The sequence below is a fragment of the Dactylosporangium thailandense genome, from assembly GCF_059739745.1.
Genome location: NZ_AP029195.1, coordinates 12,145,362 through 12,166,920 on the forward strand (window position 1 = coordinate 12,145,362; position 21,559 = coordinate 12,166,920).

The window sequence follows — 21,559 nt, forward strand, 5'->3', positions numbered from 1 at the left end:
GCATGTCGGGGCACTCTAAATGGGCGACCACCAAGCACAAGAAGGCGGTCATCGACGCCAAGCGTGGGAAGCTCTTCGCCCGCCTGATCAAGAACGTCGAGGTGGCTGCCCGCACGGGCGGCGGTGACCCGGCCGGCAACCCGACCCTCTTCGACGCCATCCAGAAGGCGAAGAAGAACTCGGTCCCCAACGACAACATCAACAACGCGGTCAAGCGCGGCTCGGGCCTCATCGGCGGCGGCGCGGACTGGCAGACGGCCATGTACGAGGGCTATGGCCCGAACGGCGTCGCCATCCTCATCGAGTGCCTGACGGACAACCGCAATCGCGCCTCGACGGAGGTGCGGGTCGCCCTGACGCGCAACGGCGGCTCGCTGGCCGACGCGGGCAGCGTGTCGTACATGTTCACCCGCAAGGGCGTCGTGATCGTGCCGAAGGCCGGCGAGCTGACCGAGGACGACCTGCTCATGGCCGTCCTCGACGCGGGCGCCGAGGAGGTCAACGACCTCGGCGAGGCCTTCGAGATCATCTCCGAGGCCTCGGACCTGGTCCCCGTGCGCACGGCCCTGCAGGACGCGGGGATCGACTACGAGAGCGCGGAGTCGTCCTTCGTCCCGAGCGTGACCGTCCCCCTGGACGAGGAGGGCGCGCGCAAGGTCTTCAAGGTGATCGACGCCCTAGAGGACTGCGACGACGTGCAGAACGTCTACGCGAACTTCGACGTCAGCGACGAGGTCATGGCCCTGGTCGAGGCCTGAGTCTTCCCTGTGGAGGCGGCGCCCCCGGTGCATTCATTCCGGCGGCGCCGTCTTTGCTTTGCCGCACTGTCGCTCAACCGCCCAGCTCCCGCGTGACCTGGGCTAAGTACTGGTCGACTTGAGCCCGGTCGTACCCGCGCAGCACGACGCCGATCTTCGCCTCGCGGATCGCGGCGAGGGCCTGGGCGCGCTGGGCGGGATCACGGCCGGCGAGCGCCGACTCGGCCCGCCCGACCAGGTCCTGAACCGCATTGACGTCGTACCCGCGCGGCGAAACCTCAAATTCCGGCATGCCCGCGATCATGTCGGACGCTTGCAACCTTGATATTGTCCTGGGGTGATCGCGCCGTCACCGTTGGCATTGACGGGCATGATCAGTTAGGTCGCGTGTGGTAGGGTTTTTCTTAAGCAGCGCCGGAACCCTCCTGGAGCCCTTGCGTCGCGGTGTGGATGGTCGCAAATGTAGCTGGTTCGCGGCGGTCGGGATGTGAGCCAGGCGCACCGCGTGGGTGTGGTCGCGTTGATCTAGCTGGGCGTGGGTGTGTTGTCCTGCCCCGAGCGCGTCCATCCGGTTTGCGGAGTGCTTCGGCCCGATGGCGCGACCCGCGGTGCTCGATCGACTACGGCTCACGCTCGCAGTCCTGCGCGAGTCGGCCGCCTGGGCCGCTCTCGGGGCAAGATCCGCCGTCATTCGTCGCGTCGGCGGCGGGGGCCCGGCGCCAGTCTGGCCCGGTTGTCGTTGCGGGAACTCGCCCATTCGCAGCTTGAGCGCGTCCACCCCGGGACCCCGGCGCCGTCGGCCGCCGCGCTTGCGGTCGGTGAGGGCCGGGCCCGGGTGGAGGGCCTCTTCGCGGCGGGTGCCACGCAGGCCGCGCTGCCGCGGAACCTCACCCCGCCCGTCGCCGTCGCGGCCCGTGACACCCCGTCCGGCGACTGTGGCTGCCTCGCCTGGCTCGACGACACGTCGACGAGGGCGGCGCTGGCGAAGTGCTGCGACCGCCACGGCGACCCGGACGGCACCGCGGCCATGGTGCTGTTCGGCGACTCGCACACCGACAGCCGGGCCATGCCACACGCCCGCGGCGCGCCGCCGAGGGTGGCAATCGGCGTCCGTCAATCGAGCGCCACGCGCAGGTGGCGCGGGCCGCGCAGGACGGCGCTCAGGCGGTACTCCGGCGGATCCTCCAGCAGCCGCGCACGAGCCAGCACCGGAGCCAGAGCCGTCAGAGCGACCTGAGCCTCCAGCCGAGCCAGCGGCGCCCCGAAGCAGTAGTGGATCCCGTCGCCGAACCCGAGATGCTGAACCGGCCGCCGATCCGGGTCGAACCGGTCCGGGTCCGGGAACTGCTCCGGGTCCCGGTTGCCCGCGGCCAGCACCAGCGTGATCGACGCGCCCGCCGGGATCGTGGTGCCCGCGATCGGGATGTCGTCGAGCGCCGTACGCCACGGCAGCATCTGCACCGGCGGGTCGTAGCGCAGCACCTCCTCGACGAACGGCACCACGATGTCCGGCTCGGCGAGCAGGCGCTCCAGCCACGCCCTCTGGCGCAGCAGGATGAGCGCGCTGTTGGCGATCAGGTTGACCGTGGTCTCGTGGCCGGCGATGAGCAGCAGCATCGCGGTGCTGACCAGCTCGGAGCGGGACATCCGCCCGTCGGGGCCGTCGTCGGTGGCCAGGCCCGTGAGCAGGTCGCCGCCCAGGGCCGCCCCGCCGTCGGGGGTGGCCAGGTCGGCCAGGCGGCCGTCGACCAGCTCGCCGAGGTACTGGGCCAGGTCGGCCAGGGCGGCCCGGTTCGGCTCGACCGAGATCAGGGCCGCGTCGATCCAGGCCCGGAACCGCGGCTCGTCCGCCATGGGGACGCCGAGCAGGGAGCAGATGACCTGGACCGGCAGGGGGTACGCGAAATGGTCGACCAGGTCCACGGTGGACGGTGGGAAGGCCGCCACCAGGGACCGCGCCAGTGAGGTCAGCGTCGGCTCCAGGTCGGCCACGCGGTGCGGGGTGTGCGGCGGGCCGAAGGGGCGGGTGGCCAGGCGGCGCAGGCGGTCGTGTTCCGGCGGGTCCTGGCGCAGGAAGCTCGGCGGCAGTCCGACCAGATCCGCCGTCGCGCCGGACGACGACTTCTCCGCCAGGTCGGGAATGTCGGAGGAGCTCACCCGCGGATCGTGCAGGAGCGCCGTGATCGCGTCGAAGGTGCTCACCACGTAGGTGCCGTCCTGCGTCACCGCGACCGGGGTGCGGCGCAGGGAGGTGAGCAGGGGGTAGGGGTCGTGGCGGTTCACGGGATCCAGGACCGCGCCGAATGCGGAGGCGATCGCTGTCGTCATCGAAAAAGTCCAATCGAAGCGGCAAGAAGGGGGGGGTCAGGAGATTCGGGCGAGGTTCGGGCGGTGGCCGGTCGCCATCACGGTGGCGTCCCGGGCCAGGGTCGCCGGGTCCGGGACGCCCGCCGGGACCGGTAATGCGTCGTCCGGGCGGTCGGCCGAGTTGAACAACGGCGGAAACGGTGCCGCCTGTTCGATCTGGCGCGCGTAGAACGGCAGCCACTTGGCGTGGTTGAAGGTCACCGCGGCGGTGACGCGGCCTCGGTAGCCGTACGCCGCGGCGAACCGGCGGTCCGCCACCGAGCCCTGGACGATCATCACCTCGTCGGAGAAGGTCGGTACACCCACGGATTTGATGTTGATCCCGAACTGGGCGGACCAGAACCGCGGCATGTGCAGGTGCGGCCAGCGGTCCGACTCGTCGCTCACCATGTTGTGCGCGGCGACCTCGGCCTGGGCCACGGCGTTGGCCCAGTGCTCCAGGGCCAGGAACTGGTAGCCGAACAGCGCGTTCGGCGACCGCGCCACGTCGCCGGCCACGAAGACGTCGTCCGTCACCACGCCGTTGATGTCGAAGGCGCGGCAGCCCGCGTCGCAGGCCACGCCCCACGGGCCGGCGGCGAGCCCGGAGTGGGCGAGCCATTCGACGTTGCGCTCGCCGCCCAGCGCGGCCACCACCACGTCGACGTCGAGCACGTCGCCGTCCGACAGCACCGCCCGCCGCACCCGGTGGTCGCCCTCGAGGCGGGTCACGGTCACGCCGCAGCGCAGGTCGACGCCGTGCGCGCGCTGCAGGTCGGCGGCGATCGCGCCGATGGTGGAGCCGAGCGCGCCCTCCAGCGGCGTGCTCGCGGCCTCGGCCACGGTCACGTCCAGGCCCAGCGAGCGGCACGTCGAGGCCACCTCCGAGCCGGTGAACCCGGCGCCGACGACGAGCACGCGGCCGGGGCGGGAGCCGTCGGCCGGCAGCAGGCGATGCTGCAGCGCGATCGCGTCGTCGCGGGTGCGCAGGACGAACACGCCGTCGAAGGCCGGGCCGGGCCACGGGCGGGCGCGCACGCCGGTGGCGATCAGCAGGCGGTCGAACGGGACCGCGGTGCCGTCGCTGAGCTGCACCCGGCGGCCGGGCAGGTCCAGGGCGAGCGCGCGCACGCCGAGGCGCCAGCGGGCGTCGAGGTCGGGCCGGCGTGGCAGGCCGGTCGCGTCGGGGCGGATGCGGCCGCCGAGGGCCTGTTTGGACAGGGGCGGGCGGTCGTACGGGCCGTAGGGCTCGTCGTCGATCAGCGTGAGCGAGCCCGAGTAGCCCTCCTCCCGCAGCGCCTCGGCCGCCCGCAACCCGGCGAGGGAGGCCCCGACGATCACGATGCGCCCGACTGAGGGGCCCGTCATCGCCGGCATGTCGACGGAGCTGACCCGGTCGAGCTGGATCGCCTGCACCGGGCACGCGGCCGCCGCCCGGCGCACGGTGGCGTCGACGGTCGGTGAGGGGTCGTAGAGCAGGGCCTCGTCACCCTGTATCTGAAAGGCCGAGGGGGCGAGGAAGGCGCACTGCGCGTACCCCTGACACCTGGTGAGGTCGACAACCACACGCATGCGTCAAGCCTGGCAACGCGCGTGACGGGAGGACTCACCCCAAGGGAAGGGCCGCCCGGATCACGGTCCCGGAACCGGGCGCGCTGAGGATGTCGAGCGTCCCGCCCAGCAGCAGGGCCCGCTCGCGCATCGAGTGCAGCCCGAGCCGCCCCGGGAACGACGTCGACGGCGCGAAGCCCACGCCGTCGTCGGACACCTCCAGCACCACGCGGCTGTCGTCGCCGGCCAGCCGCACGGTGACCTGCGAGGCCTCGGCGTGCCGGGCGGCGTTGCCGAGGGCCTCCAGCGCGATGCGGTACAACGCCTCCTCCACCTGCGGGCTGACCGCCGGATCGGCGTCGAGCTGCAGCCCCCACCCGGCCCGCCCGGGCGTGGCGTGCAGGGTGTCGAAGGCGCTGCGCAGGGCCGCGGCGAGCCCGGCGCCGCCGAGGGTCTCGGGGCGCAGCCGCAGGATGATGCCGCGCAGGTCGGTCAGGCCCGCCGTGGCCGTCTCCTTGATCCAGGCCAGCGAGGCCTCGGCGTGCGCCGGGTTGCCGTAGAGCAGCTCCGCGGCCGTGCCCGCGCCGAGGCTGATGCCGTACAGCGTCTGCACCACGGAGTCGTGCAGGTCCCGGGCCAGCCGGGCCGGTGCGGCCAGCAGCTGCTCGGCGAGGGGCACGAACGGTGCCAGGCTGGACGGGCGGGGGGCCCGGCGCCCGGCGACGGCCAGCACCCCGCCGGTCACCGGCAGGTAGGTCGCGCGCCGGGTCCGGATCGGCCGCCGGGCCGCCAGGGCATCGGTGACGACCGCCGTGTCGAAACCGGCCGCCGACCCGGACACGACGGCCCCTCGCGCGTCGAAGACGACGACCGACGTCACGAGGGGGCCGCCGCGTGCACCGGGACCAGCCCGACCCGCATCGCGTAGAGCGCGGCCTGCGTGCGGCTGGACATGCCGAGCTTCTGCAGGATGTTGCTGACGTGCGTCTTGACCGTCTGCGGCGCGATGTGCAGCTCCCGGGCGATCTGCCCGTTGGCACGCCCGCGGGCCAGCAGCGTCAGCACCTCCTCCTCCCGCCGGGTCAGCTGCGGCGGGTTGGCCGGCACGTGCACGTCGCGCACCAGCCGCGCCGCGACCGCGGGGGAGAGCTGCACCTGGCCGGCGGCCGCGGCGCGCACGGCCCGGTGCAGCTCCTCGGCGTCGGTGTCCTTCAGGAGGTACCCCACCGCGCCCGCGTGCAGCGCGTCGGCGATGAGCTGCGGCTCGAGGTACCCGCTGAGCGCCACCACCTCCACGTCCGGCAGCTCCCGGCGGATCACACCGATCGCGGTGATCCCGTCGAGGACCGGCATCAGCAGGTCCATCAGCACGAGGTCGGGCCGCAGCTCGTGGGCCAGCGCCACGGCCTCCTGCCCGTCGGCCGCGGCGCCGATCGGCTCCAGGTCGCCGCTGAGCGACAGGAAGCGATACAGCCCCTCGCGCACCATGGCGTGGTCGTCGGCGATCAAGATCCTGGTACTCATCGCCGCGCGGACTACCCACAAAACGTCCAAGCGGTCTACGCCAAATGGGGGAGGCCGAAGGTGTGGGGCCCGGCAGCACCCCGGCGTGATGCCCCGGGGGCCCGTGCGTCGGCACGGTTGGGAGCGTGACGCACTCCTTGCACCGGCTGAGCCGGTTCTCCCTGGTGGGAGTCAGCGGTGTCGTCGTGAACAACGTCGCCCTGCTCACGCTGCACGGGCTGCTCGGGCTCGCGCTGCTGCCCGCGACCGTGGCCGCGGTCGAGCTCGCCCTCGTGTCCAACTACGTGCTGCACGAACTGTGGACCTTTCGCCGGAGGCGCCTTTCGCTGACGCGCTTCGCCTACTTCAGTCTCGCCGGGCTGGCCGCCCTGCCCGTCAACGTGATCGTCGTCCAGCTGCTGGTCGCACTCGGCCTGCACTACCTCCCCGCCAACCTGGTCGGTATCGCGGCCGGCTTCGGGGTCAACTTCGCCGTCAGCTCGAAGTGGATTTGGAGTGAACGCACCGATGGAGCAGCTGGTGTTGGCCGTCCTCACGCTGATCTCGCTGGTGCTGACGGTGCAGGCGGCGCACGCCCTGTATCTCATGATCTACACGTGGGACCAGCCCGAGGCGGACGCCAAGGCCCGGGTGCCCGATCAACGTGCTACGCCGGAACTCTCCTTCACCGCCATCCTCCCGGCGCGCCACGAGGAGGAGGTCATCCAAGCCACCATCGCCCGCGCCGCGTCCGCTGACTACCCGCCGCACCTGGTGCAGATCCTCGTCGTGTGCTCGGCGGACGACGTGGGCACCATCGAGCAGGCCCGGGCTCAGGTGAGCGCCCTGCGAGCGGTCGGGCGCAGCAACGTCGACGTGGTCGTGTTCGACGACGGGCCGATCAACAAGCCGCACGGGCTCAACACCGCGCTGCGCCACGCGACCAGCGACGTGGTGTCCATCTTCGACGCCGAGGACGAGGTCCAGCCGGAGCTGTTCGACATCGTCAACACCATCATGCTGTCCGACGACGTCAGCGTCGTGCAGGCCGGCGTGCAGCTGATGAACTTCGACTCCAACTGGTACTCGACGTTCAACGTCCTGGAGTACTTCTTCTGGTTCCGCAGCCGCCTGCACTACCACGCCAAGAACGGCGCGATCACCCTCGGCGGCAACACGGTCTTCTTCAAGAAGGACCTCATCGAGCGCCTCGGCGGCTGGGACGAGACGAACCTGACCGAGGACGCGGACATCGGCCTGCGGGTCTCCAGCATGGGGGAGAAGGTCCGGGTGGTCTATGACGACCGGTACGTCACCAAGGAGGAGACCCCGCCGACCCTGCAGAGCTTCATCAAGCAGCGCACCCGCTGGTGCCAGGGGTTCATGCAGACGCTCGGCAAGGGCACCTGGAAGCTGATGCCCAACCGGCGGCAGCGGTTCCTGGCCTGGTACACCCTGGCCTTCCCGCACGTGCAGGCGATGCTCGGCTTCTACCTGCCGGTCGCGATGCTGTCCGCGTTCGTGCTCAGCGTGCCGGTGCCGGTCGCGATGCTGTCGTGGCTGCCGGTCCTGCTGCTCGGCGCGCACTTCGTGATGTCCGTCGTCGGGCTGTACGAGTTCACCGGCGCGCACGGGCTCAAGGCCGGGCCGGGCACCGTGCTGAAGATGGCGCTGACCTGGTTCCCGTACCAGATGGTGCTGTCCTACGCGGCCGGCCGGGCGCTCTACCGCCAGCTCAAGGGCGCGACCAACTGGGAGAAGACGGCCCACGTCGGCGCCCACCGCACCGAGGCTCCGGAGCTGACCAATGTCGGCTGACGTTCTTACCAGACCTGGCAACAAGCCATCGCCCCGCAGCGTCAAGGTCTCCCCGAAGGCCCCGAAGCTGCTCATCGCCGTGTCGCTGCTGATCGGGCTCGTGAGCCACGGCTGGAACATGTTCCGGTATCCGCTGTACCTCACCGACGAGGGCATCTACATGGAGCAGGCCTGGTCGGTGCTCAAGGAGGCCAAGCTCTCCCCGTACACGTACTTCTACGACCACGCCCCGATGGGCTGGCTGGCCCTGGCCGGCTGGGTCGGCATCCTGCCGGGTGGCTTCCAGGCCTTCGGCAACGCCATCAACACCGGCCGGGCGCTCATGCTCATCGTGCACCTGGCGTCGGTGTTCCTGATGTTCGAGACGGTGCGCCGGTTCACCGCCTCCAAGCCGGCGGCGTTCCTGGCCGTGTTCGTCTTCAACCTCTCGCCGCTCGGGGTGTACTACCAGCGCCAGGTCCTGCTCGACAACCTCATGATGTTCTGGATCCTGCTCGGGCTCTACCTGCTGGCCCGGCGCGACGGGCGGATCGTCACCGCGATGGGCGCCGGCGCCTGCTTCGGCCTGGCGCTGGTGACGAAGGAGAACGCGCTGTTCCTGCTGCCCGGCTGCGCGTACCTGCTGCACAAGTCCATCCGGGAGCAGTCCAACCGGCGCTTCGGGCTCAGCTTCTGGTGGTTCGCCGTGCTGGCCCCGGTCACCGCGTACCTGCTGTTCGCCCAGATCAAGAACGAGCTGTTCCCGGAGGGCCTGCAGTTCAGCCCGGACAACAACCAGCTCAAGGGCCACGTGTCGCTGCTCAACACCATCTGGTGGCAGCTGCACCGCAACTCCAACAGCTCCACCGGCCTGTCGTTCACCTACCTGCTGCAACAGAGCTGGCTGTTCAAGGACCGGTACATCCTCATCGGCGGCGTCGCCGCCACGGTGCTCACGCTCATCTCGGGCCGGCGCAACAAACGGCTGCGCACGCCGATGCTCGCCTGCGCCCTGATGGCCCTCGGATACGCGTTCTACCTGAGCCGCAGCGCGCTGCTCGACTTCTACATCGCGCCCATGGTGCCGCTGTTCGCGCTGAACCTGGGCATGTTCTTCGGCTGGCTGACCCGGCGCACCAACCAGGGCGGGGCGGCCGTGCTCGTCGCCTGCCTGCTGGTGCCGGTGCTGGTGATGCCGGGCGGGTTCCTGGTGAAGTACAACGCCAGGGGCCAGCTGGAGTTCAGCGACGCCTACCGGTTGCCGCTCACCCAGTTGCAGGAGCAGCAGGTCGCCTGGATCAAGGCGAACATCCCGACCAATGCGCGGCTCATCATCGACGACGACATATGGGTGGCGCTGCACGACAGCAACCCGCCGTACAAGAACGCGCACCCGCACTACAAGGCCACGTCCGACCCGGACGTGCGGGACAAGGTCTTCCACTCCAGCTGGGAGAACGTCGACTACGTCGTGATGTCGAACAAGATGCGCGACGCCCTCCAGCGCGGCGGCGAGACCTGGATCATCGAGGCGATCGACCAGCACGGGCAGACCGTCTGGCAGGCCACCCGGGGCGACGTCTCGCTGTCAATTGTCAAGATCGGCAATACGTCCTAGCTGGAGTGGAGCCATGCAGACGCTCAAGCACCGGCCGGCGGCCGGCCGAAACCGGAAGCGGAAACGACCGAAGATCTCACGCAAACGGCTGCTGCTGGCCGGGGCGGCGGTGGTGCTGCTCGTCATGGCGGGGCGCTCGCTGCTGCCCGCCATGGGCATCTCGGCCCCCGGCATCGGAGGCTCGTCCGAGGAGACCCCGAGCACGGTGGTGACCAAGGCCCCGCCGGCCCCGACGATCGACCTGAACGGGGTCATGGTGCAGGGCGGCGGCTCGCCGATGATCACCCTGAACCCGGGCCTGGTGCGGCTCGGCGGCGGCGTGACCGTCCAGGGGTCGGGCTTCGACCAGGGCTCGATGGTCGACGTGTACCTCGGCCCGTCTACGGCGCCGGGGCAGAAGGCCCCGCCGAGCGGCGCGCCCGGCTCCAAGCCGCGGCAGGTGGCCACCGCGAAGGCCGGCAAGTGGGGCGTGTTCACGGCCAACTTCACGATGCCCAACAAGATGACCGTGCCCGTGCAGGAGGTCACCGCGCAGGCGCGCGGCAGCGACAAGGTGGCGAAGGCCGACGCGTCGGTGGCCCAGGGCGCCGGCCAGGCGACGCTCTCGGCGATCGTCGGCAAGCCCGGCGACACGATCAACCTGACGGTGAAGGGGTTCGCCCCCGGCGAGCAGCTCAACGTCTACTGGGGCCGGATCAACGGCGACCCGAACCTCACCCTCAAGGCCGACGAGGGTGGCTCGGTGGGTAAGACGCCCATCAGAGTTGGCGTGACGGCCGTCGGCACGACAAGTCTGGTGGTCGTGGGCAAGACCAGTGGCGCGGCGGCGAGCGCGCCGTTCCAGGTGCTGCGGTTGTACCCGTCGATCAAGCTGGCGCCGTACGCCGTGAAGGCCACCCAGAAGATCACCTTCTCCGGCTCCGGCTTCGCGCCCGGGGAGCGGGTGCTGGTGCGCCTCAACGCGGCCGGGGGCCAGCCGGTCATGGCGATCCCGACCGACGACGCCGGCGTGTTCAAGGGCGCCGGGCTGGTGATGCCGTTCCAGCTCAAGGGCGCCCAGTCGCTGGTGTTCACCGGCGAGCAGAGCCGGGCGGCGGTCTCCACCGGCTTCACCATCCTGCCGTTCACCCCGCAGGCGCGCACGAACGCGTACGGCGGCCTGCCCGGCACCGTGGTGAACTTCTACGCCACCCAGTTCGCGCCGAACGAGGCCGTGCACGTGACCGTCAGGACCGCCAAGGGCGCCACGCCGCAGCTGGTGGCCGCGTTCCGGGTCGACGCGAAGGGCACGGCGCGAGCGGTCGGGCAGTACACGATCCCGGGCAACACCGAGGACACCGTGGTCTTCCAGCTGCACGGCCAGCGCAGCGACGCGACCGCGACGGTGAACTTCAAGGTCGACAAGTCCGGCGGCCCGGTCGACATCCCGTCCGCGAAGCCCTACGTGGTGCCCAAGGATCTGGAGAACTGATTCCGGTGTACTGGCAGGCGTTCCGCGCCGCCCCGGAGGCGTTGGTCGTGTTCGACGCCGCCGGGGTGGTGCGCCTGGCCAGCACCGCCGCGGAGGCCCTGTTCCGCCGCGACACCGCCGACCTGGTGGGGCGCCGCGCGGACGAGCTGTTCGTCGGCAGGCCCGCGTTCACGGCCGAGGCGCCGACCGAGGCCGTGATCCGGCTGCCCGACGGCGGCGAGCTGGACGTCGAGGTGCGGGTGCGCACGCTGGCGGGTGACCCGAGCGGGATGCTCTCCCTGCGCGTGGAGGAGCGCGTGGCCGACTCGCGCCGCCGGGCGGCCATGGAGCAGCGCATCGCCCGGCTCGCGCTCACCGGCCAGGAGCAGGGCGAGCTGCTCGGCGACGTGATCGTCACCCAGGAGCGGGAGCGGGCCCGCATCGCCGCCGGGGTGCACGACGACAGCCTGCAGGTGATCACCGCGGCCACCCTGCGCCTGCAGCAGCTGCGCCACCGCCTGTCCGACCCGGAGGACCTGGCGATCCTGGACCGGCTCGAGGCCTCGCTGGTGCAGGCGGCGGAGCGGCTGCGGCGGCTCATCTTCGACTTCCGCCCGCCGCGGCTGGCCGACGACGGGCTCGCCGCGGCCGTCGAGGACCTGCTCGACGACCTCGCCGAGCAGCACGGCATCGGCGTCCGCGTCGACTCCCGGCTCACCGACGAGCCCGCGCTGCCGACCCGGGTGCTGCTGTTCCGGATGCTGCAGGAGGCGGTCGCCAACGTCGGCAAGCACGCCGGGGCGGATCGGTGCACGGTCATCCTCGGCGAGGAGGAGGGCGGGTACCTGGTCCGGGTCGTCGACGACGGCGTCGGCGCCGAGAACCTGCACACCGACCCGGGCCACCTCGGGCTGCTGCTCATGCGGGAGCGGGCGGCGCTGGCCGGCGGATGGTTCCGGATCAGCAGCCTGCCGGGGCGCGGGACCACCGTCACGTTCTGGGTGCCGCGCGGCGCCGACCTCGAATCCAAGGGAGCCGTACCGTGACTCGTCCGCCCTACCGGGTGCTCATCGTCGAGGACCACCAGGTGGTCGCCGAGGGGCTCGCGGCGCTGCTCAACGAGCACCCGGAACTGCGCGTGGTGGCCCTGGCCGGCCGGGTCGGCGAGGTCGAGCACCTGGCCGACGTGGAGCGGGTCGACGTCGTGCTGTGCGACTTCTGGCTGCCCGACGGCACCGGCGCCGAGGCCGTCGCGGCGCTGCGGGCCCACCAGCCCGACGTCGCCGTGGTGTTCCTCAGCGCCGACCAGAGCGACCGGGTCATCCTCACCGCGCTGGAGGCGGGGGCGGCCGGGTACCTGGTCAAGAGCGCCGGCGGGGCCGACGTCGCCGAGGCGGTGCGCCGGGCCGTCGACGGGGAGATCCTCGTCCCGGCCCGCCAGCTGGCCAAGCTCCTGGCCCGCCGCCGCGAGCAGGCCCAGCGCTCCGAGGAGCACGCCCGCCGGCTCGACAGCCTCACGCCCCGGGAGCGGGAGATCCTCGCGCTCATGACCGAGGGCATGGACAACCGGGACATCGCGCGGGAGCTCAGCATCAGCTACACCACCGTGCGCAGCCACGTGCGGCACCTGCTGAGCAAGATGGGGGCCCGCTCGAAGCTCGAGGCGGTCGTCCGGGCCGCGGAGTGGGACCCCTCGTCGTCGGTGGGCGGCTGACCCGCGTTCGGAGCCACCTTCGAGCCACCCTCAAGCCACCTCCGAGCCACCTTCGAGCCACCTTCAAGGCCCGTGACCTGCGGCGCCTGCCGCGCGGCGGGCCGTTCTCCCGCAATTGGTGGATGCACATTTCCGGCATTTGTACGCTGACCGCATATGTCCGAAATCCGTAACGTGTTGACCTGCCCCGCCGTCAGACGTGAGGACAGGTCAGCTCTATGGCTCGTACGCGCCTTTACTGGATTTCCGCACTGGTCGCGCTCGCCGTTGCCGCCGTCGCACTGGTGCCGCTGCTCGTCAGCGACAAGGACGACAAGAAGGTCCACCCCGCCCGGGCGGACTCCGCCCAGCGGCTGCAGATGCCGTTGCACGCCGAAGGCTCGAAGATCGTCGACGCCCGCGGCGTCACCGTGCAGTTCACCGGCGTCAACTGGTTCGGGCTGGAGACCAACACCTTCGCCCCGCACGGGCTGTGGTCGCGCAAGCTCGACGACATGCTCGACCAGATGGTCGCGCAGGGCTTCAACTCGATGCGCCTGCCGTTCAGCAACGAGCTGTTCGACCCGGCGTCGAAGCCCAACGGCGTCGACTACGCGCTCAACCCGGACCTCAAGGGCCTGACCGGCCCGCAGCTCATGGACCAAGTTGTGCAGAGGGCCACCAAACGAGGGCTGATGGTCATCCTCGACCGGCACCGCCCGACCTCCCAGGGCCAGAGCAACCTCTGGTACACGGACAAGGTCAGCGAGGACCGCTGGATCTCGGACTGGGTGAAGCTCGCCAAGCAGTACAAGGACAACCCGCTCGTGGTCGGCGCCGACCTGCACAACGAGCCGCACGGCGAGGCCACCTGGGGCGACGGCAACGAGAAGACCGACTGGCAGGCCGCCGCGCAGCGGGCCGGCGACGCGGTGCTCAAGGCCAACCCGAACTGGCTCATCGTCGTCGAGGGCATCGAGAACTACAAGACCGCCGACGGCCAGAGCGACGGCTACTGGTGGGGCGGCAACCTGCAGGGCGCCAAGGAGCACCCGGTCAAGCTCTCCGACCAGTCCAAGCTGGTGTACTCCGCGCACGACTACAGCCCGAAGGTCTGGTCGCAGCAGTGGTTCACCGACCCGGCGTTCCCGGCCAACATGCCCGCGCTGTGGGACAAGCAGTTCGGCTACCTGGTGAAGAACAACACCGCCCCGGTGCTGATGGGTGAGTTCGGCGGACGCTCGGTGGCCGAGACCGACGCCCAGGGCAACAAGGACCTGGAGGGCATCTGGCAGCGCAACCTCGTCAAGTACCTCAAGGACAACGGGCTCAGCTACACGTACTGGGCCTGGAACCCGAACTCCGGTGACACCGGCGGGGTCCTCAAGGACGACTGGACGACGGTCGACGCCGACAAGGCCGCGCTCCTGAAGACCTACCAGGCGCCGCTGGCGGCCGCGGCGCAGTAGTAGTTGCGCAGTAGTAGTACAGCAAGGCCCTCCCTCCGCTGCTAGATTGCGCGGGGGGAGGGCCTTGCTCATGCCTGAGTCAGATACGGTCGTCGATTCCATCGCCGGGCCGCTCAACGCGATCGTCCGCATCCCCGACGGCCCGGCCCGCGCCGGGCTCGTGCTGTCCGACGGCTCCGGCCCGGCCGACCGGCACGCCTGGCAGGGGGTGCCCGGCTGGCTCGCCGAGCGGGGGATCGCCACCCTGCGCCACGACAAGCCCGGCTGCGGCGGCTCGCCCGGCGACTGGCGCACCCAGACCTTCGCCGACCGCGCCGCCGAGGCCCTCGCGGCGCTGACCGTGCTGCGCAAGCAGGCCGGGGTCGAGCGGGCCGGCCTGATCGGCTACAGCCAGGGCGGCTGGGTGTCGCTGCTGGCCGCCGTCACCGCCCCGGACCAGGTCGACTTCGTGGTCACCCTCGGCGGGCCGTACGTCGGGGTCGAGGAGCAGGAGCGCACCCTGCTCGCCCGGGTCATGCGCCGCAAGGGCGTGCCCGAGGACCACATCGCGGCCGGGCTGGCCTGGGCCGACGAGCGCGCCGCCCGGCTGGCCGCCGGCGAGGACCCGGCCCAGGTGCACGCCGACCAGGCCGGCTTCGCCGGCGACGACTGGGCCGCGATCGTCTGCGACCGGCCCTACGACACGCCGGAGGAGCTCGGGTTCTTCGCCCGGATGCTGGCCTTCGACCCCGCCGCGGTGCTGCCGTTCCTGCAGTGCCCGCTGCTGGCCCTCTTCGGCGCCGACGACGAGCACGTGCCCGTCGAGCGCAGCCTGCAGGTCCTGGGGGAGCGGCTGCCGGCGCGGCACCGGGGCACGAACGGGATCGGGGTGTTCCCGGGGGTCGGCCACATGCTGTATCCGGTACCTCCGCGAGCCGGTGTTTCCCTGTTCGAGCAGCTTTCTCCCGGGTTCCTGCCGATGCTCGGGGCCTTCCTGGAACGGGTCGCCCCATAGGGTTCCGCCGATTCTGTGTGGCCCGACCACATAGCGACGTGCCCGACGCCACTCCTAGCGTGTGCGAACACCCGCCAGCAGGCGCTGGCCTTAACACGGCGTTCACACGGAGGAAGCGTTGATCAGGCATTCAGGCGCGCCGCGGCGGCTGTTGGTCGCGGCGCTGGGACTCACGCTCGCCGCGACGTTCGCGTCTGCGTGCAGCAGCCCGCAGGAGGCCGCGCAGGAGCCGGCCGGCGACGGCGCGCCCATCAAGGTCGGGCTCGTGTACTCGCAGACCGGCCCGCTCGCGTCCTACGGCAAGCAGTACATCGAGGGATGGAAGGCCGGGCTCGCCTACGCGACCAAGGGCACCGGCAAGGTCGGCAACCGCCCGATCGAGGTCAAGGAGGCCGACGACGCCGGTGACGCCGCCAAGGCCGTCTCGGCCGCCAAGGACCTCATCGGCCAGGGCTACAAGATCCTCGCCGGCAGCACCTCGTCCGGCGTCGCGAGCCAGATGGCCCCGCTGGCCGCGCAGAACAAGGTCCTGTTCGTCTCCGGACCCGCGGCCACCGACGCGGTGACCGGCATCAACAAGTACACCTTCCGCTCCGGCCGCCAGTCCTACCAGGACGTCCTCGCGGCCAAGTCCTACCTGACCGCCCCCTCGGGCAAGAAGGTCCTCGTGTTCACGCAGGAGGGCGCCTTCGGCAAGTCGAACGCGGACGCCGTGAAGGCCGTCGTCGGCGGGGCGGGCGCCACCGTCGACGCGATCTCGGTGCCGGCCAACGCCACCGACTTCACCGGCTTCGCGGTGCAGGCCAAGAACGCCAAGGCCGACATGATCTTCGTCGCGTGGGCGGGCACCACCGCCACCGCGATGTGGCAGGCCCTCGACCAGCAGGGCGTGCTCGGCTCGACGCTCGTCGTCACCGGCATCGACCAGCGCGCCTCCTGGCCGACGTTCGGCGCCGCCGGGTCGAAGATCTCGCTGCTGGCCCACTACTTCGACGGGGCCAGCGACAACGAGGCCACCGCGGCGCTGCGCAAGGGCGTCGACGGCGGGAAGGTCGACCTGTTCCACCCGGACGGCTTCACCGCCGCGCAGATGGTGGTCCGGGCCGCGCAGGAGGGCGGCGACGACGTCGACAAGATGGTCGCCGCGCTCGAGGGCTGGTCGTTCGACGGTGTCAAGGGCAAGCTCACGGTCCGCAAGGAGGACCACGCCCTGCTCCAGCCGATGTTCCAGGGCAAGTTCAGCGGCTCCGGCGCCGACCTCAAGCCGGAGCTGGTGAAGGCGATCGACCCGGCCGACGCCGCGCCGCCGGTCGCGCAGATGAAGGGCTGAGCCGGTGGCCGAAGCCCCGGTGCCGGCGGCCGGCGGTGTCCTCGCGGACGCCCCGGCCTCCGGCCTGCTCAGCACCCGGCGCCTGACCTGGCGGGTGGGCGGGGTCGCCATCGTCGACGGGGTCAGCCTCGACCTCGCCGAGGGTGAGTTCCTGGCCGTCATCGGCCCCAACGGCGCCGGCAAGACGTCGCTGTTCAACCTCATCTCGGGGCTGCGCAAGCCGTCGGACGGCTCGGTGTCGCTCGACGGGCGGGACGTGACCCGGCTGGCGCCGCATCGCCGGGCCCGGCTCGGCCTCGGGCGCACGTTCCAGTCGTCCTCGGTCTTCGCCTCGCTCACCGTCGCGGCCAACGTGCGCCTGGCCGTGCAGGCCCGCCGCGGCGGCTCGATCCGGCCCTTCCCGCTGCCGGGCCGGGACCGGGAGGTCGCCGAGCGCGCCGAGCGGGTGCTGTGGCGGGTCGGCCTCGACCACCGCGCCGGGGCCGACGCCGGCACCCTGGCCCACGGCGAGAAGCGCAAGCTCGAGATCGCGCTGCTGCTCGCGGGCGAGCCGCGGGTGCTGCTGCTCGACGAGCCGATGGCCGGGGTCAGCGCCGAGGACGTGCCCGGCCTGGTGGCGCTGATCCGCACCCTGACCCGCGAGGAGCGGCGCAGCGTGCTCATGGTCGAGCACCACATGGACATCGTGCTCGACCTGGCCGACCGGGTCGCCGTCATGCACCACGGGGCCCTGCTGGTCTGCGACACCCCGGACGTGGTCATGGCCGACCGCACCGTCCAGGAGGCGTACCTGGGAGAGAAGCTGTGACCATCCTCGACATCGCGGGACTGGACGTCCGCATCGCCGGCTCGCACATCCTGCAGGGCGTCACGTTCGGGGTCGCGCCGCAGGGCGTCACCGCGCTGCTCGGGCGCAACGGCGTCGGCAAGACCACGACCCTCAAGGCGGTGCTCGGCCTGCTGCCGCGCGGCGCCGACCTGGCCGGCGAGGTGCGCTTCGGCGGGCGGCGGGTGACCCGGCAGCAGACCTTCCGGCTGGTGCGCGACGGGCTCGGCTACGTGCCCGAGGACCGCGGCGTCTTCGGCGGCCTGACCGTGGCCGAGAACCTCCGCCTCGCCGAGCGCCCCGGCACCGCCCCGGACTACGAGCGCGTCTACGGCCTCTTCCCCGAGCTGCAGCGCCGCGGCCGGCAGCGGGCCGGCACGCTCTCGGGCGGCCAGCAGCAGATGCTCGCGATCGGGCGGGTGCTGCTCAACCCCAACCGGCTGCTGCTCATCGACGAGCCGACCAAGGGCCTCGCGCCGAAGGTCGTCGGCGAGGTCGCGGCCGCCCTGCACGCCGTCGCCCAGGTGGTGCCGATGCTGCTGGTCGAGCAGAACCTGGCCGTCGTGCGGCGCCTGGCCCAGGACGCGGTCGTCATCGCGGCCGGAAAGGTCGCCTACACCGGCCCGGCGCCCGATCTCCTGGACTACACCGAGAAGACCAAGTCGCTGCTGGGCGTCGGAAAGGCGGACCACGCATGAGCACGATCGTGTTGCTCACGCTGACTGGGCTGGGGTTGGCGGCCTTGTACTTCCTGGTCGCCTCGGGGCTCGCGCTCGTCTTCGGCCTCGCGGACGTGCTCAACTTCGCGCACGGGCTGTTCCTCTCCGTCGGGGCCTACGCCACCTGGTGGGCGGCCGGGCACCTGCCCGGGGCCGGGCCGAGCGGCTGGGGCTTCGCGCTCGCCGTGCTCTTCGGCGTCGTGTGCGGGACGGCCGTCGCCGCGCTGGTCGAGCTGGTGCTCATCCGGCCGCTGTACCGCCGGACGATCGAACAGGTCCTCGTGACCGTCGGGCTCTCGCTGGCGGGCGTGGCGCTGCTGCAGGCGTCGTGGGGGAGCGACCCCCGGCCCTACCCGCGTCCACAGTGGACACAGGAGCTGACCACGATCGCCGGGGCGCGCGTGCCCAACGACCGGTTCCTGCTCATCGGGGCCGCGATCGCGGTGCTGCTCGGGCTGCTGGCCTTCCTGAAGTACACCCGGATCGGTCTGGTCATCCGCGCGGGCGTCGAGGACCGCTCGATGGTCACCGCGCTCGGCATCGACGTGCGGCGCGCGTTCACCCTCGTGTTCGCCATCGGGGGCGCGGCCGCGGCCCTGGCCGGCGCGCTCGGCGGCGTGTTCACCGGCGCGATCTCGCCGACCGGCGGCAGCTCCCTGCTCATCTTCGGGTTCATCGTCGTCGTCATCGGCGGCATGGGCTCGGTCACCGGCGCCGCCTACGCCGCGGTCGCGGTCGGGCTGCTGCAGCAGTTCGTCAACTACACCTCGTCGGGCCTGGGGGACATCTGCGTCGTCGCCCTGCTCGCGGTCGTGCTCCTCGTCCGTCCCCAAGGGATCACCGGGAAGGTCGCCACCTCATGACGACACAGACCGCCCAGTCCGCCCGCAGCGCCCCGGCCCCCGCGCCGCGGCGGGGCCGGGTCCCGCTCGCCCGCTTCGGCCCGCTCGTGGCCCTCGTGATCCTCATCGCGCTGCCGTACTGCGGCCTGCGGCTTCCCGGCGTCTTCGACTCGGCCGTGAACGCCCCCGGCACCCTGCAACTGCTCGCCCTGTGCCTGGTCTTCGGCGCCCTGGCGATGGGCTACGACCTGCTCTTCGGCCGCACGGGGATGCTCTCGTTCGGCCACGCGCTCTACTTCGCGGCCGGGGTCTACGGCACCGACATGCTCGTCACCAAGGCCGGCTACGGGCTGTGGACCGCGATCCTGCTGGCCGTGATCGGCACCGCGGTCCTCGCCGCGCTGCTCGGCGCGATCGCGCTGCGCACCGGCGGGATCGCGTTCGCCATGGTGACGCTCGCCTTCGCACAGGTCGCCGCGATCACCATCGGGCGCAACCCGGGCGGGGCCACCGGCGGCGAGGAGGGCCTGCCGATGGACTCCTCGAAGGTGCCGGACTTCCTCGTGGGCGTGGCCAACACGGTGAACCTGTACTGGCTCGCCCTCGCCGCGCTCGTGATCACCGTGCTCGTCGTGCACGCGATCGGCGACTCCCCGGCCGGGCGCGTGCTGGCCGCGATCCGCGACGACGAGCGCCGGGTCGGGGTGCTCGGCCTCGACCCGTACCGCTACCGCCTCTTCGCCTTCACCGTCGCCGGCGGCCTCGCCGGGCTCGCGGGGGCCATGTACGCGCTGCTCATCGGCGGCGCGACCCCGCACATCGCGGCCTCCGACCAGACCCTGACGCTGCTGGTGATGGTGGTGCTCGGCGGGCCGGGCACGCGCTGGGGGCCGCTCATCGGCGGGTTCCTGTTCACCTACCTCGACTACCGGCTCGTGGCCCTGGGCGACTCGGACGCGGTCGCCGGGCTGCCCGGGTTCCTGCGGGGGCCGCTGTCGCAGCCGCTGTTCATCCTCGGCACCGTGTTCATCCTGGCGGTGTACTTCTTCCCCGGCGGACTGGCCGGCCTGCGCACGCGACTGGGCCCGTTGGCCAAGTGGATCCCCGAGCGGCGCACATAGCTTTATATGTAAATATGTGGATTACCTCCGTGGTGACCCGGGGAGTGGCGGCCGTAGCTTGTGACGGCCGTCACTTCTCGTTGTCCAAGGGGGTGTGTCCCACATGGATGGTTCCGCGCTCGTCGCGCGCGGCCTCACCCGCGACTTCCGGGGCTTCCGGGCCGTCGACGGGGTCGATCTCGATGTCGCGGCCGGTGCCGTGCACGCGCTCGTCGGGCCCAACGGGGCCGGCAAGACGACCCTGTTCAACCTGCTGACCGGGTTCCTCGCGCCGACCGCCGGGCGGATCGAGCTCGCCGGACGGGACATCACCGGGCTCGCGCCCGAGCGGGTCGCCCGCCTCGGCCTGGCCCGCTCGTTCCAGATCGCGAGCCTCTTCCCGCAGCAGACCGTGCAGGCCCACGTCGAGCTGGCGCTGCAGGGCGGCACCTCCCTCGGCTGGGCCTTCTGGCGCTCCGAGCGGCCGCTGCGGCGCTTCCGGGAGGGCGCCCTGCACCTGCTGGAGCGCGTCGGGCTCGCCGCGTCCGCGCAGGAACCCGCCGGCCGCCTGCCGTACGGGCGCAAGCGGGCCCTGGAGCTGGCGATCGCGCTCGCCCTCGACCCGAAGGTGCTGCTACTGGACGAGCCGACCGCCGGCATGGGGGTCGAGGACGTCGAGCGGACCGTCGAGCTCATCGCGGCGGTCCGCGACGGGCGCACCGTCGTGCTGGTCGAGCACAACATGAGCGTCGTCGGGCGGCTCGCCGACCGGGTCACGGTCCTGCAGGCCGGCCGGGTCCTCGCCGAGGGCCCGTACGAGCGGGTGCGCGCCGACGAGCGCGTGGTCGAGGCCTACCTTGGCAGCGCCGATGCTGCGCATTGAGGGGCTGTCCGCCTGGTACGGCGAGGCGCGCGTGCTGCGCGACGTCGGCCTGCACGTGGCCGAGGGCGAGGTCGTGACCCTCTGCGGGCGCAACGGGGCCGGCAAGACCACGCTCCTGCGCTGCGTCATGGGCCTGCACGCCGGCCAGTCCGGCACGGTCGAACTGGCCGGGCGGGACATCACGGAACGTCCGCCGCACGCCCGGGCGCGGGCCGGCCTCGGCTGGGTGCCGGACGACCGGGGCGCCTATGCCACGCTCAGCGTCGCCGAGCACCTGGCGCTGCCGCCGGTGGTCGGGCCCCGGCCGTGGAGCCTGGCGGCGATCCACGAGGCGTTCCCGAACCTCCACGAGCGCCGCCGCAGCCCGGCGGCCACGCTGTCCGGCGGCGAGCAGCAGATGCTCGCGCTGGCCCGGGTCCTGCGGATGGGCGCCACCGTCCTGCTCTGCGACGAGCCCACCGAGGGGCTCTCGCCGCTGCTCGTGCGGCGGGTCGGCGAGATCCTGCGCCGGGCCCGCGACCACGGCGTCACGGTCCTGCTGGTCGAGCAGAACCTGCGCTTCGCCACCACCGTCGCCGACCGCCACTACCTGCTCGCCGAGGGCCGTATCGCCGGCGAGTTCGACAACGCCGACGTGCGTTCCCGCGAGGACGAGCTCCTCGCGCACCTGGGCATCTGAC

The 21,559-nt window shown here is 71.8% G+C and carries 20 protein-coding genes and 1 pseudogene; 16 read left to right on the forward strand and 5 right to left on the reverse strand.

Annotated features, from left to right (window positions below; genetic code table 11):
* Window positions 1–2: 2 nt before the first annotated feature.
* Window positions 3–758 carry a YebC/PmpR family DNA-binding transcriptional regulator gene (locus tag AC6JBM_RS54775; RefSeq protein WP_350612661.1) on the forward strand — a complete coding sequence of 252 codons (756 nt, stop codon included), beginning with the start codon at window positions 3–5 and terminating at the stop codon, window positions 756–758.
* A gap of 73 nt (window positions 759–831) precedes the next feature.
* Here AC6JBM_RS54775 and AC6JBM_RS54780 read toward each other — a convergent pair whose 3' ends face one another.
* The 5 genes from AC6JBM_RS54780 to AC6JBM_RS54800 all read right to left on the reverse strand — a co-directional run bounded on the left by AC6JBM_RS54780 (window position 832) and on the right by AC6JBM_RS54800 (window position 6,179).
* Window positions 832–1,062: a DivIVA domain-containing protein gene (locus AC6JBM_RS54780; RefSeq protein WP_350612659.1), complete on the reverse strand. Its 231-nt coding sequence runs from the start codon at window positions 1,060–1,062 to the stop codon at window positions 832–834.
* An 809-nt stretch (window positions 1,063–1,871) separates the two neighbouring features.
* Complete coding sequence (locus AC6JBM_RS54785) at window positions 1,872–3,086, reverse strand: cytochrome P450 (RefSeq protein ID WP_497981356.1); 1,215 nt, start codon at window positions 3,084–3,086, stop codon at window positions 1,872–1,874.
* Between the two features lie 36 nt (window positions 3,087–3,122).
* Window positions 3,123–4,676 carry an FAD-dependent oxidoreductase gene (locus AC6JBM_RS54790; protein ID WP_497981357.1) on the reverse strand — a complete coding sequence of 518 codons (1,554 nt, stop codon included), beginning with the start codon at window positions 4,674–4,676 and terminating at the stop codon, window positions 3,123–3,125.
* A gap of 34 nt (window positions 4,677–4,710) precedes the next feature.
* On the reverse strand, window positions 4,711–5,535 hold the full coding sequence (locus AC6JBM_RS54795) for a sensor histidine kinase (RefSeq protein ID WP_350612655.1): 825 nt from the start codon (window positions 5,533–5,535) through the stop codon (window positions 4,711–4,713).
* Window positions 5,532–6,179, reverse strand: a complete 648-nt coding sequence (locus AC6JBM_RS54800) for a response regulator (RefSeq protein ID WP_497981358.1) — start codon at window positions 6,177–6,179, stop codon at window positions 5,532–5,534. Before AC6JBM_RS54800 ends, AC6JBM_RS54795 begins: the two co-directional genes overlap by 4 nt.
* Window positions 6,180–6,343: 164 nt before the next feature.
* Here AC6JBM_RS54800 and AC6JBM_RS54805 point away from each other — a divergent pair.
* The 15 genes and pseudogenes from AC6JBM_RS54805 to AC6JBM_RS54875 all read left to right on the forward strand — a co-directional run.
* Window positions 6,344–6,661, forward strand: a pseudogene (locus tag AC6JBM_RS54805) (GtrA family protein); the annotation flags it as partial.
* A 13-nt stretch (window positions 6,662–6,674) separates the two neighbouring features.
* Window positions 6,675–7,976: a glycosyltransferase gene (locus tag AC6JBM_RS54810; RefSeq protein ID WP_497981359.1), complete on the forward strand. Its 1,302-nt coding sequence runs from the start codon at window positions 6,675–6,677 to the stop codon at window positions 7,974–7,976.
* A gap of 79 nt (window positions 7,977–8,055) precedes the next feature.
* Entirely contained in the window at window positions 8,056–9,573 is a 1,518-nt protein-coding gene (locus AC6JBM_RS54815; protein WP_497981360.1) for an ArnT family glycosyltransferase, read from the forward strand.
* 13 nt (window positions 9,574–9,586) lie between these two features.
* A complete protein-coding gene (locus AC6JBM_RS54820; protein WP_497981361.1) occupies window positions 9,587–11,044 on the forward strand; it encodes a hypothetical protein in 1,458 nt (485 codons plus the stop codon).
* 5 nt (window positions 11,045–11,049) lie between these two features.
* A complete protein-coding gene (locus tag AC6JBM_RS54825) occupies window positions 11,050–12,069 on the forward strand; it encodes a sensor histidine kinase (RefSeq protein ID WP_497981362.1) in 1,020 nt (339 codons plus the stop codon).
* The gene (locus tag AC6JBM_RS54830) at window positions 12,066–12,737 is read left to right on the forward strand and encodes a response regulator (RefSeq protein WP_350612648.1); all 672 of its coding nucleotides are present in this window, start codon (window positions 12,066–12,068) and stop codon (window positions 12,735–12,737) included. Before AC6JBM_RS54825 ends, AC6JBM_RS54830 begins: the two co-directional genes overlap by 4 nt.
* A 218-nt stretch (window positions 12,738–12,955) precedes the next feature.
* On the forward strand, window positions 12,956–14,185 hold the full coding sequence (locus AC6JBM_RS54835) for a glycoside hydrolase family 5 protein (RefSeq protein ID WP_497981363.1): 1,230 nt from the start codon (window positions 12,956–12,958) through the stop codon (window positions 14,183–14,185).
* A 70-nt stretch (window positions 14,186–14,255) separates the two neighbouring features.
* Window positions 14,256–15,179, forward strand: coding sequence for an alpha/beta hydrolase family protein (locus AC6JBM_RS54840; protein ID WP_497981364.1), 924 nt, complete (start codon window positions 14,256–14,258; stop codon window positions 15,177–15,179).
* A 121-nt stretch (window positions 15,180–15,300) separates the two neighbouring features.
* Entirely contained in the window at window positions 15,301–16,509 is a 1,209-nt protein-coding gene (locus AC6JBM_RS54845; protein ID WP_497986742.1) for a substrate-binding domain-containing protein, read from the forward strand.
* Between the two features lie 64 nt (window positions 16,510–16,573).
* The gene (locus AC6JBM_RS54850) at window positions 16,574–17,317 is read left to right on the forward strand and encodes an ABC transporter ATP-binding protein (RefSeq protein ID WP_497986743.1); all 744 of its coding nucleotides are present in this window, start codon (window positions 16,574–16,576) and stop codon (window positions 17,315–17,317) included.
* Window positions 17,314–18,033 (forward strand): ABC transporter ATP-binding protein, encoded by a 720-nt coding sequence (locus AC6JBM_RS54855; RefSeq protein ID WP_497981365.1) that lies wholly within the window; start codon window positions 17,314–17,316, stop codon window positions 18,031–18,033. The genes AC6JBM_RS54850 and AC6JBM_RS54855 overlap by 4 nt, the downstream gene beginning before the upstream one ends.
* Window positions 18,030–18,917 (forward strand): branched-chain amino acid ABC transporter permease, encoded by an 888-nt coding sequence (locus AC6JBM_RS54860; RefSeq protein WP_497981366.1) that lies wholly within the window; start codon window positions 18,030–18,032, stop codon window positions 18,915–18,917. Before AC6JBM_RS54855 ends, AC6JBM_RS54860 begins: the two co-directional genes overlap by 4 nt.
* A complete protein-coding gene (locus tag AC6JBM_RS54865; RefSeq protein WP_497981367.1) occupies window positions 18,914–20,017 on the forward strand; it encodes a branched-chain amino acid ABC transporter permease in 1,104 nt (367 codons plus the stop codon). The genes AC6JBM_RS54860 and AC6JBM_RS54865 overlap by 4 nt, the downstream gene beginning before the upstream one ends.
* Window positions 20,018–20,120: 103 nt before the next feature.
* Window positions 20,121–20,879 (forward strand): ABC transporter ATP-binding protein, encoded by a 759-nt coding sequence (locus AC6JBM_RS54870; RefSeq protein WP_497981368.1) that lies wholly within the window; start codon window positions 20,121–20,123, stop codon window positions 20,877–20,879.
* Window positions 20,866–21,558: an ABC transporter ATP-binding protein gene (locus tag AC6JBM_RS54875; protein WP_497981369.1), complete on the forward strand. Its 693-nt coding sequence runs from the start codon at window positions 20,866–20,868 to the stop codon at window positions 21,556–21,558. Before AC6JBM_RS54870 ends, AC6JBM_RS54875 begins: the two co-directional genes overlap by 14 nt.
* Window position 21,559: the final 1 nt, after the last annotated feature.

Excerpts from the sequence above, each read along its gene's own strand:
- AC6JBM_RS54775 (WP_350612661.1), top strand. The coding sequence starts at position 3 with ATGTCGGGGCACTCTAAATGGGCGACCACCAAGCACAAGAAGGCGGTC.
- AC6JBM_RS54780 (WP_350612659.1), bottom strand. The coding sequence starts at position 1,062 with ATGATCGCGGGCATGCCGGAATTTGAGGTTTCGCCGCGCGGGTACGAC.
- AC6JBM_RS54785 (WP_497981356.1), bottom strand. The coding sequence starts at position 3,086 with ATGACGACAGCGATCGCCTCCGCATTCGGCGCGGTCCTGGATCCCGTG.
- AC6JBM_RS54790 (WP_497981357.1), bottom strand. The coding sequence starts at position 4,676 with ATGCGTGTGGTTGTCGACCTCACCAGGTGTCAGGGGTACGCGCAGTGC.
- AC6JBM_RS54800 (WP_497981358.1), bottom strand. The coding sequence starts at position 6,179 with ATGAGTACCAGGATCTTGATCGCCGACGACCACGCCATGGTGCGCGAG.
- AC6JBM_RS54820 (WP_497981361.1), top strand. The coding sequence starts at position 9,587 with ATGCAGACGCTCAAGCACCGGCCGGCGGCCGGCCGAAACCGGAAGCGG.
- AC6JBM_RS54835 (WP_497981363.1), top strand. The coding sequence starts at position 12,956 with ATGGCTCGTACGCGCCTTTACTGGATTTCCGCACTGGTCGCGCTCGCC.
- AC6JBM_RS54840 (WP_497981364.1), top strand. The coding sequence starts at position 14,256 with ATGCCTGAGTCAGATACGGTCGTCGATTCCATCGCCGGGCCGCTCAAC.
- AC6JBM_RS54860 (WP_497981366.1), top strand. The coding sequence starts at position 18,030 with ATGAGCACGATCGTGTTGCTCACGCTGACTGGGCTGGGGTTGGCGGCC.
- AC6JBM_RS54865 (WP_497981367.1), top strand. The coding sequence starts at position 18,914 with ATGACGACACAGACCGCCCAGTCCGCCCGCAGCGCCCCGGCCCCCGCG.
- AC6JBM_RS54870 (WP_497981368.1), top strand. The coding sequence starts at position 20,121 with ATGGATGGTTCCGCGCTCGTCGCGCGCGGCCTCACCCGCGACTTCCGG.
- AC6JBM_RS54875 (WP_497981369.1), top strand. The coding sequence starts at position 20,866 with ATGCTGCGCATTGAGGGGCTGTCCGCCTGGTACGGCGAGGCGCGCGTG.